Origin of the sequence: Paraburkholderia sediminicola (assembly GCF_046030555.1) — a bacterium.
Classification (GTDB): Bacteria; Pseudomonadota; Gammaproteobacteria; order Burkholderiales; family Burkholderiaceae; genus Paraburkholderia; species Paraburkholderia sediminicola_E.
In genome coordinates this window covers 1-15,508 of record NZ_JAQQCH010000019.1, presented here as the reverse complement: position 1 = coordinate 15,508, position 15,508 = coordinate 1, and the positions used below count along the sequence as shown (strand labels likewise).

General features: G+C 60.9%; 10 protein-coding genes. 8 read left to right on the top strand and 2 right to left on the bottom strand.

Annotation, left to right across the window (positions count from 1 at the left end; genetic code table 11):
- Nucleotides 1–22 precede the first annotated feature (22 nt).
- The 4 genes from PQQ52_RS24555 (at nt 23) to PQQ52_RS24540 (ending at nt 6,871) form a co-directional block, all read left to right on the top strand.
- On the top strand, nt 23–4,222 hold the full coding sequence (locus PQQ52_RS24555; RefSeq protein ID WP_408216958.1) for a bifunctional nitrate reductase/sulfite reductase flavoprotein subunit alpha: 4,200 nt from the start codon (nt 23–25) through the stop codon (nt 4,220–4,222).
- A gap of 190 nt (nt 4,223–4,412) precedes the next feature.
- Entirely contained in the window at nt 4,413–5,780 is a 1,368-nt protein-coding gene (locus PQQ52_RS24550) for an MFS transporter (RefSeq protein WP_408216955.1), read from the top strand.
- Nucleotides 5,781–6,048: 268 nt separating this feature from the next.
- Nucleotides 6,049–6,522 carry an SRPBCC family protein gene (locus PQQ52_RS24545; protein WP_408216952.1) on the top strand — a complete coding sequence of 158 codons (474 nt, stop codon included), beginning with the start codon at nt 6,049–6,051 and terminating at the stop codon, nt 6,520–6,522.
- A complete protein-coding gene (locus PQQ52_RS24540) occupies nt 6,506–6,871 on the top strand; it encodes an ArsR/SmtB family transcription factor (protein ID WP_408216950.1) in 366 nt (121 codons plus the stop codon). Before PQQ52_RS24545 ends, PQQ52_RS24540 begins: the two co-directional genes overlap by 17 nt.
- A 7-nt stretch (nt 6,872–6,878) precedes the next feature.
- On the opposite strand, the gene PQQ52_RS24535 is transcribed toward PQQ52_RS24540, so the two are convergent.
- On the bottom strand, nt 6,879–8,036 hold the full coding sequence (locus PQQ52_RS24535) for a porin (protein WP_408216947.1): 1,158 nt from the start codon (nt 8,034–8,036) through the stop codon (nt 6,879–6,881).
- A 284-nt stretch (nt 8,037–8,320) separates the two neighbouring features.
- On the opposite strand from PQQ52_RS24535, the gene aldA reads away from it, so the two are divergent.
- The 4 genes from aldA (at nt 8,321) to PQQ52_RS24515 (ending at nt 14,226) form a co-directional block, all read left to right on the top strand.
- Nucleotides 8,321–9,745 carry an aldehyde dehydrogenase gene (gene aldA, locus PQQ52_RS24530; RefSeq protein ID WP_408216944.1) on the top strand — a complete coding sequence of 475 codons (1,425 nt, stop codon included), beginning with the start codon at nt 8,321–8,323 and terminating at the stop codon, nt 9,743–9,745.
- Between the two features lie 152 nt (nt 9,746–9,897).
- Nucleotides 9,898–11,217, top strand: a complete 1,320-nt coding sequence (locus tag PQQ52_RS24525) for an MFS transporter (protein ID WP_408216941.1) — start codon at nt 9,898–9,900, stop codon at nt 11,215–11,217.
- Complete coding sequence (locus PQQ52_RS24520) at nt 11,218–12,435, top strand: mandelate racemase/muconate lactonizing enzyme family protein (protein WP_408216938.1); 1,218 nt, start codon at nt 11,218–11,220, stop codon at nt 12,433–12,435.
- A 129-nt stretch (nt 12,436–12,564) separates the two neighbouring features.
- Nucleotides 12,565–14,226: a GMC family oxidoreductase gene (locus PQQ52_RS24515; RefSeq protein WP_408216936.1), complete on the top strand. Its 1,662-nt coding sequence runs from the start codon at nt 12,565–12,567 to the stop codon at nt 14,224–14,226.
- 153 nt (nt 14,227–14,379) lie between these two features.
- Here PQQ52_RS24515 and PQQ52_RS24510 read toward each other — a convergent pair whose 3' ends face one another.
- Complete coding sequence (locus PQQ52_RS24510) at nt 14,380–15,315, bottom strand: LysR substrate-binding domain-containing protein (RefSeq protein ID WP_408216934.1); 936 nt, start codon at nt 15,313–15,315, stop codon at nt 14,380–14,382.
- Nucleotides 15,316–15,508: the final 193 nt, after the last annotated feature.

The following is a 15,508-nucleotide window of genomic DNA, read 5'->3' as shown; positions in this document are numbered from 1 at the left end:
TTATCGAGCGATGCCGCCTGCCATGTCCTCCAATAGCGTAAAAACGGTGTGCCCCTACTGCGGCGTCGGCTGCGGCATGATGCTGCACGTCGAGGACGGGCAGGTCGTGAAAATCTCCGGCGATAAGGAGCATCCGGCTAACTTCGGACGGCTTTGCACGAAGGGCCAGTCGGCGCACGTCGCGTTGCGCAAGTCGGGGCGCCTGGAAGGCGCGTTCGTGCGTCATGCACGTGACCAGGATCCGGTGCCGCTGCCGATGGCGCAGGCAATCAGCGACACAGCAGCGCGTTTGCGCGGCCTGCTCGACGAACATGGGCCGGACGCGCTCTCGTTTTATGTGTCCGGGCAGATGTCGATCGAGGCGCAGTATCTCGTCAACAAGCTCGCAAAGGGTTTTGTCGGCACCAATAATATCGAATCGAATTCGCGTCTTTGCATGGCGAGCGCGGGCAGCGGCTATAAGCTCTCCCTCGGTGCGGATGGCCCGCCGGGGTCGTATGAAGACATCGATCACGCCGATCTGTTCTTCGTGATCGGCGCGAATATGGCCGACTGTCACCCGATTCTGTTCCTGCGCATGATGGATCGCGTGAAAGCCGGCGCAAAACTGATCGTGGTCGATCCGCGCCGCAATACGACAGCTGACAAGGCCGATCTCTTTCTGCAGATCAAGCCGGGGGCCGATCTGGCTTTGCTCAATGGCCTGCTGCATCTTTTGCACGAAAACGGCCATACGGACGCGTCTTTTATCGCCGATGCTACCCAGGGCTGGGACGCGATGCCCGCTTTTCTCGCGGACTATACGCCCGAGAAAGTCGCGGAGATCACGGGCCTCGCAGTGGAGGACATTCGCCAGGCCGCACAGATGATCGGCGCCGCGCCGGAGTGGATGAGTTGCTGGACCATGGGGCTCAATCAAAGCACGCACGGCACGTGGCACACCAACGCGATCTGCAATCTGCATCTCGCTACCGGCAAGATCTGCCGCCGCGGCAGCGGCCCGTTCTCATTGACGGGGCAACCCAACGCGATGGGCGGCCGTGAAATGGGCTACATGGGCCCAGGTTTGCCGGGACAGCGTTCGGTACTGGTCGAAGAAGACCGCGCATTTATCGAAGAGCTTTGGGGCATTCCGAAGGGCACGCTGAAGACGGAAGTCGGCAGCGGTACGATCGATATGTTCACCCGTATGGCCGCGGGCGAGATCAAGGCGTGCTGGATCATCTGCACTAATCCGGTGGCGAGTGTCGCGAATCGTCAGAACGCCATTGCTGGATTGCGCGCGGCGGATCTCGTGATTTCGCAGGACGCGTTCCTCGACACCGAGACCAACCGTTACGCCGACGTGCTGTTGCCCGGCGCATTGTGGGCCGAAGCCGAAGGCGTGATGATCAACTCGGAGCGCAACCTCACGCTGATGCAGAAGGGCATCGAGCCACCGGGTGCCGCCTTGCCGGACTGGCAGATCATCGCGCGTGTTGCCTGTGAAATGGGTTTCGCCGATGCGTTCACCTATGCGAGCGCCGAAGAAGTTTTCGCGGAAATTACCCGCGTGTCGAATCCGAAAACCGGCTACGACTTGCGCGGCGCGAGCCATCGCCGTCTGAAAGACACATCGTTGCAATGGCCGCTTGCCACTGACAACACGACTGACCGCAATCCGATTCGCTATATCAACGACGGCGTCAGCCAGACGCTGAAGGAACTCGCCGACGGTAGCCGTCCGCGACTGGTGTTTCCGACCGCGAGCGGCAAAGCGGTGTTCTTCGCTCGTGCCTTTGCGGCCCCGGCCGAATTGCCCGATCGGGAATTTCCAATCGTGTTGAATACGGGCCGCTTGCAGCATCAATGGCACACCATGACCAAGACCGGCAAGGTCGCGATGCTCAACAAGCTGAACCCTGGTCCGTTCGTCGAGATTCATCCCGAAGATGCGGCCACGCTCGGCATCAAGGCTAAAGATCCGGTCGAGATCCGCTCGCGGCGCGGACGCGCCGTGTTGCCGGCGGTCGTCACGGAGCGCGTGCAGGCAGGGAACTGTTTTGCGCCGATGCACTGGAACGATGTCTTTGGCGACGACCTGTGCATCAACGCAGTCACCAGCGACGCAATCGATCCGATCTCGCAGCAACCCGAACTCAAGTTCTGTGCGGTCGCACTGAGTCCCGTTGCGGTCGACGCCATCGCGCCGATTTCGATTCCCGATGACGAGATGCTTACCGACGAGCCTGCCGTGGCAGCCGGCGCTATGCCGGCGAGCGCTATATCGGCGAACGCCGAGGAACAGGACATGCCCCGTATCGAAGCACTTTCCCGTCTGTTGCAACTTCCGCGGACACCCGCACCGTCGTTCACGGAGACCGAGCGGACCTATCTGAGCGGTTTCGTCAGCGGCCTGCGTTCGGCCGAAGCACAGGGCATCGTCAGCGTGCCGGTCTTGCCGGGCAGCGCCCCGTTTGAGCGGACCCATCGTCTGTATGTGAACGGCCTGCTGGCCGGACTTTATAGCCACAGCGGAACGAGTGCGACTGCGCCTGCGGGGACACTTGCGGCGCCGCAGCCCGATGCCCTCGCTTCCGGCGTACGTATCGTGCGCGTACGGCCTAAAGTCACGCTGCTGTGGGCCTCGCAAACTGGCAACACCGAATCGCTGACGGAATGCTATGCCACGCGTCTGATGGAGTCGCGCTTCGAAATCCGCACGTCATGCATGGCGGACTATCAGGTCTCGGCACTCGCGAAATCGCAATATGTGCTGCTCATGACAAGCACGTTCGGCGACGGCGATCCGCCCGACAACGGACAAAGTTTCTGGTCCCAGCTGAGTAGCGATGCAGCGCCTCGTCTCGAGGGCGTGCGCTACGCGGTGCTCGCACTGGGCGATCGCAACTACGATCAGTTTTGCGGCCACGGCCGCAGGCTTGATGAACGTCTTGCCGATCAAGGCGCGGTGCGTCTGATGGATCGCGTCGATTGCGACAGCGAGTATCAGGAAAACGCTGACGCGTGGCTTGAACGCATCATCGTGCGCATCAACGAAGAAGATGCGGCGCTGCATGCCGTGCCGCCGGGCGGCATGATCAACGCCGTGGTGCCTGGCACCGTGCCGACCAAAACGCGGCCGGCCGCATCGCGGCTCGTCAGGAACCTGCACCTGAACAAGCGGGGTGCGGCGAAGGATACGCGCTACTTCTCGTTGAGCGCGGGCGACTCGGGCATCGAATATGAAGCGGGCGATGCGCTGGGCGTATGGCCGAGCAATTGCCCCGAACTGGTCGACGAATTGATCAGCTTGAGCGGCCTGAGCGCCGACGCCGCGGTCAACGTGTCAGGTGTGGGCGAAATGCGTCTCGCCGACGCACTCGGCAAGCACTATGAAATCGCGCGTCCCAGCCCGGATTCGCTCGCGTTTATCGCTGCGCGCAGCACCAATAGTTCGCTGCGCGATCTGCTGATACCGGAGCGCAAGTCCGATCTCAAACAATGGCTATGGGGCCAACAACTCGCCGACGTGCTCCACGAATTTCCAGTGACGCTGACGGCCACTGAATTGACCGGCATGCTCAAACGCCTGCAACCGCGTTTGTACTCGATTGCATCGAGTCCGAAGGCGCATCCCGGCGAAGTACATCTGACGGTTTCCGCGGTTCGTTACAGCAATGGCCGGCGCCATCGCAAGGGTGTCTCGTCGACGTTTCTCGCCGATCGCGCCGGCGACGTCAGCGTGCCGGTATTCGTGCAGAAATCCGCACACTTTCGGCCTCCTCACGTTTCGGATACACCGATCATCATGGTCGGCCCCGGCACCGGCGTTGCACCGTTTCGCGGCTTTCTGCACGAGCGGCGTGCACGCGGCGACAAGGGGCGTAACTGGCTGTTCTTCGGCGAACAACATGCAGCCACTGATTTCTACTATCGCGACGAACTTGAAGCGATGCGCGACAGCGGCGTATTGACCCGGCTCGATGTCGCTTTCTCGCGCGATCAAACGGAAAAGATCTATGTGCAGGACCGCATGCGCGAGCAGGGTGCGCAACTGTGGGCATGGCTCGAAGAAGGTGCGCATTTCTATGTCTGCGGCGATGCAAGCCGGATGGCGAGAGACGTCGACGCAACACTCAAGCATGTGGTCGCCCAGCACGGTGGCATGAACGAAGAAAAGGCCGCCGATTATGTGACCCGTTTGGCGCAGGAAAAGCGCTACGTACGCGACGTTTATTGAAATTTGAAACCAGCGGCACCCGTGCGGCGTCATGGTTCTAGAAGGTATGCAGTAACGCTTCAGTAGATGGGCCCGGATGGCATGGAGATTGCATATTAAATCCGGTATTCAATATCGTAACTGTTTCGGTGCGCCGTACCAGACGCAGTGCACTCGGTGATCGAGCAATCAGCATATGTGAGGATGTCTAATGAAAAACGTGATGAGCTCCCTGAAGAGCGGGGATTGGCGAGCGCTAGTGGCGTGCTTTCTCTATTTCGACACTGGCTTCACCGTTTGGGTGCTGTACGGGCCGCTCGCGCCATTCATCAGCAAGAGCATTGCGATGACACCCGCTCAACAGGGTTTGCTGGTCGCCGTGCCGGTGCTGTCGGCGGCAATTCTGCGCGTGACGCTCGGCAACCTGTATCAATCGGCACACGGCAAGCGCATCGCGTTGATGGGCGTATTGCTCTCTGCCGTGCCGACGATCGTGCTGCCGCTGATGCCGTCCGTACCGTCGTACACCGTGCTGCTGGTACTCGGTGTGTTCCTCGGCGTGGGCGGTGCGAGCTTCGCCGTGGCGCTGCCGATGGCGGGAAGCAACTATCCGCCGAAGGTGCAGGGTCTGGTACTCGGTCTTGCCGCAGCCGGCAACATCGGCGCGGTGCTCGACGGCTTCATGTTCCCGCAACTGGCCACCCACTACGGCTGGCAAATGGCGACTGCCGGCGCACTGCCGTTGCTCGCGATTGCCGCGATCACGCTGTATTTCTGGGCCAACGATTCCGGTATCAAATCGGGCAGCGTGCTGCGCGCCTTCGGCAGCTTTGCGCTTACGCTCGTCGGTTTGATCGTGCTCGTGCTGCTGGTCGAAGCGGGCCTGTTCGGCTCAGGCAAGACCGGCGTGCTGCTGTTGCCGGTGATTGGCGCGCTGCTGGCGATTGCGGTGCTGCCCAAGCGCTATCGCACCGTGCTGGGCGAGCGCGACACATGGGTGATCATGCTGGTGTACAGCATCACCTTCGGTGGTTTTGTCGGTATGTCCTCGTATGTTTCGCTGCTGCTGACCAACCTGTATCAACTGTCGAAGATCGACGCGGGTCTGTTCATGGCGCTGCTTGCCGCGACCGGCGCGATCGTGCGGCCGTTCGGTGGTTTGATCGCCGACAAGGTGTCAGGCGTGCGTGCGTTGACCTTCCTGCTGGCGATCATTTCGCTGTGTGACTTTGTGTTCGCCGCTGCCATGCCTTCGATGGTGGGCGGGATTGCGCTGCTGCTGTGTCTGTACGTGGCCTTCGGTCTCGGCAACGGCGCGACCTTCCAGCTGGTACCGCATCGTTGGGCCGGCCGCACCGGATTGATGTCGGGCATCGTCGGCGCTGCGGGCGGCATCGGTGGCTTCTATCTGCCGGTCGTGATGGGCATCGCGAAGGAAAGCACAGGCAGCTATCAGATGGGCTTTGCGACCTTCGGCGCGCTGGCCGCTTGCGCATTCGTCGCGATCGTAGCACTGCGCCGTCCGTGGATGGCGTGGTCCATGCACGCCAACGTGATGCATGCGCACGCAACGGAGTAATGCAATTCGGCATCCGCGCCGATGCGTATCCGCCGATGGCGCTCACGCGGCGCGGATGCCGGCTAGCGCGACGGAGCGTGAGGTGTCGATCACATATTCGAGTTGGCGGGCGGCGATAACCTCGGCGCTTCGGTGCGCGCGCTGCGTCAGGGCGGCCGCATTTCGCTGATCGGTTGAAACGGGTGCGAATCGGGCGAGCCGGAAAATATGCAGGCAAATACTTGCATGTCGGCGATTGCCAGCCTAATATGCAGTCAGGAGGCTGCATATGAATCCATCGTCTGACTCATCAACCGATCGCATCGAAAAACAGATTCTGCTGAAGGCGCCGCGCTCGCGCGTGTGGCGCGCGGTGTCCAATGCCGAGGAATTCGGTAAATGGTTTCGCGTGGATTTCAACGGCAAACAGTTTGTCGCCGGCCAGTCCGTGCAAGGCAACATCACGTATCCGGGTTATGAACATCTTGTGATGGACGTGCTGGTCGAGCGGGTCGAGCCGGAACATCATCTGTCGTTTCGCTGGCATCCGGCCGCGGTGGATATTTCGATCGACTATTCACCTGAGCCAACCACACTGGTGGTGTTCGAGCTCACCGAGGTCGACTCCGGCACCTTGCTACGCGTGATCGAATCGGGCTTCGACCGGATTCCAGCCGCACGGCGTAAAGAGGCATTCCGCCTGAATAGCGGCGGCTGGGAACGGCAGTTGGTCAACGTCGAAAAGTATGTCGCCGAGAGATAAGCCGGCTGCTGGTCATGCACGTCTGAAGGCGGCCATGCTGCGAAGCTCCGCGCAGATTTTTGCGGCGCTCGGTGACGAAACGCGCCTGCGTCTGATTGCTCTGCTGTGCGCGGGCAGTGCGATGTCGATCGCGCAGTTGACTGCCGGAACGGAGATTACGCGGCAGTCGGTCACGCAGCATTTGCAGGTGCTGGCCAATGCGGGACTCGTGCGCGACGTCAAGGTGGGCCGTGAACGCTTATGGGCGTTCGAACCGGCACACCTCGACGAAGCGCGGCGCGCGCTGGAATCGATTTCGCAGCAGTGGGATCACGCGCTGCTGAGGCTGAAGGCGGCGGTGGAGGAGTGAGAGACGCTCAGAACTTGTGGCGCAGCGCGACTCGCACGGCGACCTGATTTCCCGTTGATGACGGCGCCTGCACACCCGGAATGAACGCGTTGTCGAGGATCGAGTGGGTCGAGTCGCCCGCGACCTTCTGGTACTCGCTCTGCACGTACACGTCCGTGCGTTTGGACAGGTTGTAATCCGCCATCAAACCGACCGAATGAATCTTCGGCTTCACGCTCCCCGTCGACGCATCGTAGCTTTCCATCGTGTACACATACTGCGCGCCAATGAAGAAAGCCGGCGTGAACTGGTATTTGCCGTTCACTTCGAAATTCTGGTACTTCAGCGTATTCAACCTGACACCGGACGCCGCCAGCGGGATGCCGATATAGCCGTTGCCGGTCGGATCCTTATAGTTTGAGTTGGTGTAAGCAAAACCAGCGGTCGCCGCACCGAACGTGTAGTTGATGCCGCCGCCGAACACCCGCATACGTCCGGCGATGAAGCTCGCGTCGTTCGCGGTGATCGCGCCGGTCGAACCCGCCCCCGGATTGTTCGCCTGCAGGTACGCGGCGGCGATCAGCAGGCCGCCGTTGGCGTACTGGCCGCCAAAGCTGTAGGCGCGGTTGTTCGCGAAGTTCGTGTCGTTGCTGAAGCTGTACACCCCGCCGAACTGGAAGCCCGCGATTTCCGGGCTCGCGTACTTCACGCTATTGCCGAGGCGGAACGAGTTGTCCGTATTGTCGTTGTCGTACGGATGCGCGAACAGGTAGCCGGCCCAGTTGCCGTTGGCGGTGGTTTGCGCGAGATAGTCGACCACCGAGTCGTACTGCCGTCCGAGCGTGACCGTGCCGAACCGATCGTCGCTCAAGCCTACGTAGGCCCGGCGGCCGAACATGCGACCACCCTGGCCAAGCCGCCCCGAGCTCACGTCGAAGCCGTTTTCCAGCTGGAACACGGCCTTCATGCCACCGCCCAGGTCTTCCGAACCCTTCATGCCCCAGCGGCTGCCTTGGGCATAGCCGCTCGCCATTTCCCAGACCGCGCCGCGCCCGGCGTTGTTGGTGTAGTCGATGCCTTCATCCAGCACGCCGTACAGGGTGACGCTGCTTTGCGCGAAGGCGGACGGGGCCGCCAGCGAGGCGAGGGCGGTGATTGCCGCGGTGGCGATGACATTCTTTTTCATTGTGAGCTCCAGACGTTGGTAGTGAGCGGCCCCAATGGTTCGAAACGGGGTTCGACCGCGTGCAAAGGCCGCTGCTTATGGCAAAGCCCGGATTCTGCTATTCGAGATGGGATTCGCGTATGAGGCACATCCCTGGATAAACGTGATTTTTTAGAATGTTTGTCCCGCGAATTATTCGCTTGTGGGGCGCCGTGCCCCGGAGAAAAATTCCGTTCATGCACCTTTGGCATGAAGGCGATAGCCGAAGGCAATGCGCCACCGCACCAGGTTTTTCAGGAGACGACATGCGACTCGATCGGAATTTTGCTAACGGCCGCTTTATCGATGCGGCAAGCGACGAGCTCATCGCCGTCACCAACCCCGCCACTGGAGCCGTGATTGCCCACGTCACGGGCGCTACCGAAGCCGAGGCCATCGCCGCGGTCGACGCCGCAGCAGCCGCTCAGAAGGGCTGGCGCAAGCTGCCTTCGGCCGAGCGTGCGGTCTATCTGCACAAGCTCGCCGACGCGCTCACTGAATGCGCGCCCGCCATTGGCGCGGCGCTCGCGCTGGAGTCGGGCAAGAGCGTTGCCGACGCCACCAACGAAGCGATCTACGCCGGCCAGATCACCCGCTACCACGCCGAATGGGCGCGCCGCATCGAAGGCGAGGTGATTCCGAGTGACACGCCTGACGAAAACCTCGTGCTGCATCGCGAGCCGATCGGTGTGGTCGCGTGCCTGATCCCGTTCAATTACCCGGTCTATACGTTCATGCGCAAGGTGGCGCCCGCGCTGATCGCCGGCAACACCGTAGTGGTGCGCCCGAGCAATAACACGCCGAGCTCCGCGTTCGAGATCGCCAAGGCGGTTGAGAAGGCCGGGCTGCCAGCCGGCGTCGTGAACATTCTCGCAATGAACCATGCGACTGCCGAGGCGCTCTGCACGCACCCCAAGGTCGGCATGATCACGCTGACCGGCAGCGTCGGCGCAGGCCGCAAGGTACTCGAATACTGCAAGGCGAACATCGCCAAGCCGTCACTTGAACTGGGTGGCAAGACGCCCGCGATCATCGAGGCGGATGCCGATCTGGAGAAAGCCGCGCGCGATCTGGTCGCCTCCAAAACCACCCACTGTGGCCAGCTTTGCACGGCGATCGAACGCGTCTATGTGCAGGAAAGCGTGCATGACAGTTTCGTCGCGCTGCTGAAGAAGCACATGAGCGCCGTGGAGAGCGGCGATCGCAGCGAACAGCCGTCGTTGATGGGGCCGCTCGTCAACGAGGCGTCTCGTCAATCGATTCACGGCATGGTTGAGCGCGCGATTGCGGCCGGCGCCACGCTCGAAACCGGCGGCAGGCTGCCGCAAGGCAAGGGCTTCTTCTATCCGGCCACGTTGCTGTCGAATTGCCGTCAGGACATGGAAATCATCCAGGAAGAAACCTTCGGTCCGATCATGCCGGTCGTCAAATACCGCACGCTCGACGAAGCGCTGGAGATGGCCAACGACCATCAGTTCGGCTTGTCGTCCGTGCTTTACACCGAGAACTACCGCGGCGCGATGAAGATCGCCAACGGCATCGAAGCCGGCGAGTTGTATGTGAACCGCACGCCGGCCGATCCGTACCAAGGTTTCCACGCGGGCTGGAAACGCTCGGGTCTCGGCGGCGACGACGGCAAGCACGGCATGCTCGAATTCACGCAGACGCGCCTTGTGGTCATGAAGTACTGAAGCTGAAACTGGCGCGTGCCGTGCGATTCGGAGTAGACGGCACGCGTCGCCCTGAAACCCGCGGAAGCGCAGCAAACCCGCTGCACTAATAAAAAAATTTGGAGATCCGGCAGACCGGTGGGACCGGTGCTGTGTCTCTCAGGAGCGCTCACGTGTCAACGCAACCCGTTCAAACTGCTGCCTCGCTCGCGTTAAGCGACGAAGCCCTACTGCAAAAAAGCAAGGCCCAACGCTATGTCCAGCTCATGTTGCTGGTGCTGGCGGCTGGTGCGATTTACCCGATTCTGTATCTTCGGCAGGTTTATCAGCCGACGATGCTCGAAGTGTTTCACATCACCGATAGCCAGCTCGGCTATCTGTATTCGTCGCTTGGCACGATCTTTCTGCTGAGCTACCTGCCGAGCGGCTGGCTCGCCGACCGGATCGCACCGCGCATGTTGATCTGCTTTTCGCTGATCGCGACCGGCGTGCTCGGCCTGTGGTATTCGACCGCGCCGTCCTTCAATGTGCTGATGCTGATCTTCGGCGGCTGGGGACTGTCGACCGGGTTGACGTTCTGGGCTGCTGTCATCAAGCGCGTGACGATGATCGCCGGCACGCACGAGCAAGGCCGCTTCTTCGGCTTGCTCGACGGCGGACGCGGATTGATCGAAGCGATGCTCGCGACCGTCGCGATCACGCTGTTCGCCTGGTTCACGCAGACCAAAGGCGAACCCGTCACGGCTGGCTTCAGGCTGGTCGTCTACATGTACGCGTTTCTGTGCATCGCGCTTGGCGTGGTGCTCGCACTCGTCAAAGACCCGCAAGGTACTGAAGACGCGGCCGCCAACCGTGCCGCGAAGAAACGCAGCAACATACTGGTCGATCTGAAAACTCTCGCCTCGATTCCCGAGTTGTGGCTGGTCGCGGCCATTGTGTTCTGCGGCTATCAGGTGTTCTGGGCCACCTACAGCTTCTCCGCCTATCTGCATGAAGGCGAGATCGGTTTGACGGTGGTGATGGCCGGCACGATCACCACGCTCAAGTTGTGGATGCGGCCGATCGGCGGCATCGGCGGCGGCTTTCTCGGTGACCGTTATTCGAAGGTCTCGGTGCTGGTGATCGCGCTCTTCCTCGCTGCACTGTCGTTGCTGGGTCTGATGGCGGCGCCGCGCATCTCGAGCCACGTGCTGCTGGTGTTCCTCGTGCTCTTCATCGGCATTCTGACTTACGCGATTCGCGGACTGTACTGGTCGCTGCTGGATCGCTGCAATATCCCGGTCGAAACGATGGGTCTTGCTATCGGCCTGATCTCCGTACTTGGCTATTCGCCCGATGTGTTCCTGCCGTTGATCAACGGCTATCTGACGCAGAACTTCCCGGGCGTCTTCGGTTACCAGCTTTACTTCGGCTATGTGGCCGGAATGGCGGCGCTCGGCGGTTTTGCCGGTCTTGCGTTGAGAAACATGCTTAACACGAAAGGGGTTGCGTAAATGAAAGTCGTCTCGCTCGAAACGCATATCGTCGCCGTACCGCCGCCGCATGTGGGCGGCATGTACTGGATTTTCGTCAAGCTGAAGACTGACTGCGGTATTGAAGGCGTCGGCGAAATCTATTCGGCGACGTTTCACCCGAAGGCGATGACTCACATCATCGACGATGTATTCGGCCGCTACCTGCTCGATAAGGATCCGCACCATATCGAGCGGCTCTGGCGCGAAGCGTATTCGAGTGGCTTCACGCAACGCCCCGATCTGACGATGATGGGCGTGGTCAGCGGGCTGGAAATGGCGTGCTGGGACATCATCGGCAAGGCGGCGAACAAGCCGGTGTATGAACTGCTCGGCGGCATGGTGAACTCGCGTCTGCGCTCGTACACGTACCTGTATCCGAAGAACAGCAAGGGCGAATACGACTACGACGATCCCGATCTCGCCGCCGAATGCGCCGTTGAGAACGTGAAGCGCGGCTTTACCGCGGTGAAGTTCGATCCGGCGGGGCCGTACACGGCCTATTCGGGTCATCAATTGTCGATGGATGTGCTCGACCGTTGCGAGACGTTCTGCAAGCGTGTGCGCGAAGCCGTCGGCAGCAAGGCCGATCTGCTGTTCGGCACGCATGGGCAGATGGTGCCCTCGTCGGCCATCCGGCTTGCCAAACGCCTCGAGAAATACGATCCGTTGTGGTTCGAAGAACCGGTGCCGCCGGGGCAGGAAGGCGCAATGGCGCAAGTCGCGCAGCACACGAGTATTCCGATTGCTGCGGGCGAGCGCCTCACCACCAAGTATGAATTTTTCAAGCTGCTCGAAGCAGGTGCGGCGTCGATCCTGCAACTGAACGTGGCACGCGTGGGTGGCCTGCTCGAAGCGAAGAAAGTCGCGGCGATCGCCGAGGTGTATTACGCGCAGATCGCCCCGCATCTGTACAACGGGCCGATCGGCGCGGCCGCTAGCATTCAGCTCGCAACCTGCACGCCGAATTTTCTGATTCAGGAAAGCATCGGCACGTGGGACGGCTTCCATGCGGCGGTGTTGAAGAAGCCGATTCAATGGGAAGACGGCTACATCATTCCTTCGCAGGAGCCGGGCCTGGGCGTGGAGTTGAATATGGATGTCGTCAGACAGCACACGCCGTACACCGGCGAGCGTCTGCACCTGCAAATGGCCGCACAACCCGCCGACGTGAAAGACCTCGCACCGGCCAGGGGTTGAACCTGGATTGAACCGGCGGGTTTGAGTTGTGGGTTTTAACCTGCGGGTTGAAATCTGCTAATTGAAACCTGCCGGTTTTAACCTGCTTTACGCATTCAATGGATTGGGCGCCGTCTGGCGACATAGAGCATGAACTACGATTACATCATCGTCGGTGCGGGTTCGGCGGGCTGCATTCTCGCCAATCGCCTTTCGGCGTCGGGCCAATATTCGGTGCTGCTGCTCGAAGCAGGCGGCAAGGATAGCTCGTTCTGGTTCAAGATCCCGGTGGGTTTCACCAAGACGTACTACAACGAAACCTACAACTGGATGTACTACAGCGAGCCTGAAAAGGAACTCGACAACCGGCCGATCTATTGTCCGCGCGGCAAAGTGCAGGGCGGTTCCGGTTCGATCAACGCGATGATCTACGTACGCGGCCAGCCGCACGATTTCGACGATTGGGCCGCCGCGGGCAACAAGGGCTGGGCGTTTCGCGACGTGTTGCCGTATTTCCGCAAGCTCGAATCGCATCCGCTCGGCAACACCGAATATCACGGCGCGGATGGTCCGATTCGCATCTCGCCAATGAAGGACGCCGTGCACCCGATTTGCCGCGTGTTCCTGAAAGGCTGCGACCAGGCCGGCTACAAACGCAGCGACGACTTCAACGGTGCGCAATTCGAAGGTGCCGGCATCTACGACGTGAATACGCGCAATGGACAGCGTTCGTCAAGCAGCTTCGAATATCTGCATCCGGTGCTCACGCGCAGGAACCTGACGGTCGAACGTGACGTGCTGGCTAGCCGCGTGCTATTCGACGGCAACCAACGGGCAATTGGCGTGAGCGTGACACAGAACGGCGCTACACGGCAGTTCATGGCGACCGGTGAGGTGATCCTGTCGGCGGGCGCGGTCGATTCGCCCAAGCTGCTGCAACTCTCGGGCGTAGGCGATAGCGCATTGCTGGCAAAGCATCGCATTGCGATGGTCAAGGAATTGCCTGCAGTGGGGCAGAATCTGCAGGACCATCTGTGCGTGAGTTTCTACTATCGCGCGAACGTGAAGACGCTGAACGACGAGATGCGCCCGTTGCTTGGCAAGCTTAAGCTCGGTCTGCAGTATCTGCTGACGCGCAAGGGGCCGCTCGCGATGAGCGTGAACCAGTCGGGCGGATTCTTCAGAGGCAGCGATCACGAAGCGCAGCCGAATTTGCAGTTGTACTTCAATCCGCTGTCGTACCGGATTCCGAAGAGCAGCAAGGCGAATCTCGAACCCGAGCCGTATTCGGGCTTCCTGCTGGCGTTCAACCCGTGCCGGCCAACAAGCCGGGGGTCGATCGAGATCGCATCGAATCGCGCGGGAGACGCCGCGAAAATCCGCATCAACGCGCTGACGACACAGAAGGATATCGACGAAGTGATTCAGGGCTGCGAGCTGGTGCGCAAGGTGATGGCATCGCCGGCGCTGAAAGAGATCACAGTCGAAGAGATCTCGCCGGGGCCGCAGGTGAATACGCGTGAAGGCTTCCTGCAGTATTTCCGTGAGCAATCGGGGTCGATCTATCACCTGTGCGGTTCGTGCGCGATGGGCGACGACCCGCGCACCTCCGTGGTCGATGCGCGTTTGCGGGTGCATGGTGTTGCCGGCTTGCGTGTGGTCGACGCGTCGATTTTCCCGAACATCACCTCCGGCAACATCAATGCGCCGACGATGATGGTGGCGGAGAAGGGCGCCGAGATGATTCTCGAAGACGCCGCCACGGAAGCCGGCTTTAGAGCCGAAGCAGCGGAGCTGGCTGCTGCTGCCTGACCGATGGAAATTCACCGCTAGCGGTGTAGCGGAAAAAACGCGCCGATGCGATGCAATCGGCGCGTTTTTTTTGCGTCACATAACGCGTCAAAGCGGTGGCTCGAGTGAACCTGTGTCGCTCAGCCGTTTGAACTCAGACGAATTTCGTTCGATTCAACTGGCTTCGCCCAGCTGTGCTGACTCCGACGAGTCGAGCGCGCGCTCGGTCAACCAGATTTCCTGCTGCAGCCAGTCGCGAAATAGCGCGACGTGTGGCAACTCGTCCTGTTCGGCGCGCGTGACGAGCCAGTACGACTGATGCCCGTCAACGTGCACGTTGAGCACTTTTACCAACTGCCCCTCGGCCAGCTCACGCGCGATCATGTGGCGATCGGCGATCGTCACGCCCAGCCCGTCGATAGCCGCGCGGATAGCGTGATCGAGCAGATCGAATTCATAGCCGCCGCGGGTGTCGACGTTTTCAATGCCGGCGGCCTTCAGCCAATGCTGCCACGTCAGATAGCGTTGATCGGCGCTCGCGAGCACATGCAATAGCGTGAACTGATTCAGATCGATGGCGGCGCGGCCTGCCTGGCGCGCGAGCAACGCAGGCGCGCAGACGGCGATATGCCGCTCGTTCATCAGCAGACGGTTGTCGACGCCTTCCCACTCGCCGTTGCCGAAACGGATGGCGCAGTCGAGCACGCCGGATTCGGCGAGGTTGTCGTCGACGCGAGTCGACAGGCTGAGTTCGAGATGTGGGTGCGCGTCGCGCAGGCGTCCGAGGCGCGGCATCAGCCAGCGGCTTGTGAAGGTGGGCGGCGCGTTGATACGCAGACGGTTGCGGTGGGTTTTTTCTTGCAGGCTGCGGACGGTGAGTTCGATCCGGTCGAACGACTGTTGCAGTGCTTGCAGGAGGATACGGCCGGCGGCCGAGAGCTCGAGGTGGTGATGGTGACGCTGGAGCAACGTCTCGCCGAGCTGGGCTTCGAGTTGCCGGACCTGCCGGCTGACCGCGCTTTGCGTCACGTTCAGCAATTCCGCTGCGCGGGTGAAGCTGCCCGTGCGGCCGGCGACTTCGAAGGCTTTCAGCGCGTTCAGCGCGGGCATTTTGCGTTTCAAGGTCTGATACCGAAGGGGCTGGTGCGCGGCAGCGCGGGTGCTGGATATTTTATCTGGTTGTCCGTGGTGTTGGTTGTTACTTGAATTGGTTGCCTGTTTGGCGCTTTGTTGTCTGGTTGCCTACGGTGTTGAGCTTTGCCTGTTTGTTGCCTCGCAGCGCTTCCTCGTCTGATTTGCCTGA

Bases quoted from the DNA above. Each gene is read 5' to 3' on its own strand.
- PQQ52_RS24520 (WP_408216938.1), top strand. From the start codon at position 11,218: ATGAAAGTCGTCTCGCTCGAAACGCATATCGTCGCCGTACCGCCGCCG.
- PQQ52_RS24510 (WP_408216934.1), bottom strand. From the start codon at position 15,315: ATGCCCGCGCTGAACGCGCTGAAAGCCTTCGAAGTCGCCGGCCGCACG.
- PQQ52_RS24555 (WP_408216958.1), top strand. From the start codon at position 23: ATGTCCTCCAATAGCGTAAAAACGGTGTGCCCCTACTGCGGCGTCGGC.
- PQQ52_RS24515 (WP_408216936.1), top strand. From the start codon at position 12,565: ATGAACTACGATTACATCATCGTCGGTGCGGGTTCGGCGGGCTGCATT.
- PQQ52_RS24540 (WP_408216950.1), top strand. From the start codon at position 6,506: ATGTCGCCGAGAGATAAGCCGGCTGCTGGTCATGCACGTCTGAAGGCG.
- PQQ52_RS24550 (WP_408216955.1), top strand. From the start codon at position 4,413: ATGAAAAACGTGATGAGCTCCCTGAAGAGCGGGGATTGGCGAGCGCTA.
- PQQ52_RS24545 (WP_408216952.1), top strand. From the start codon at position 6,049: ATGAATCCATCGTCTGACTCATCAACCGATCGCATCGAAAAACAGATT.
- PQQ52_RS24535 (WP_408216947.1), bottom strand. From the start codon at position 8,036: ATGAAAAAGAATGTCATCGCCACCGCGGCAATCACCGCCCTCGCCTCG.
- aldA (WP_408216944.1), top strand. From the start codon at position 8,321: ATGCGACTCGATCGGAATTTTGCTAACGGCCGCTTTATCGATGCGGCA.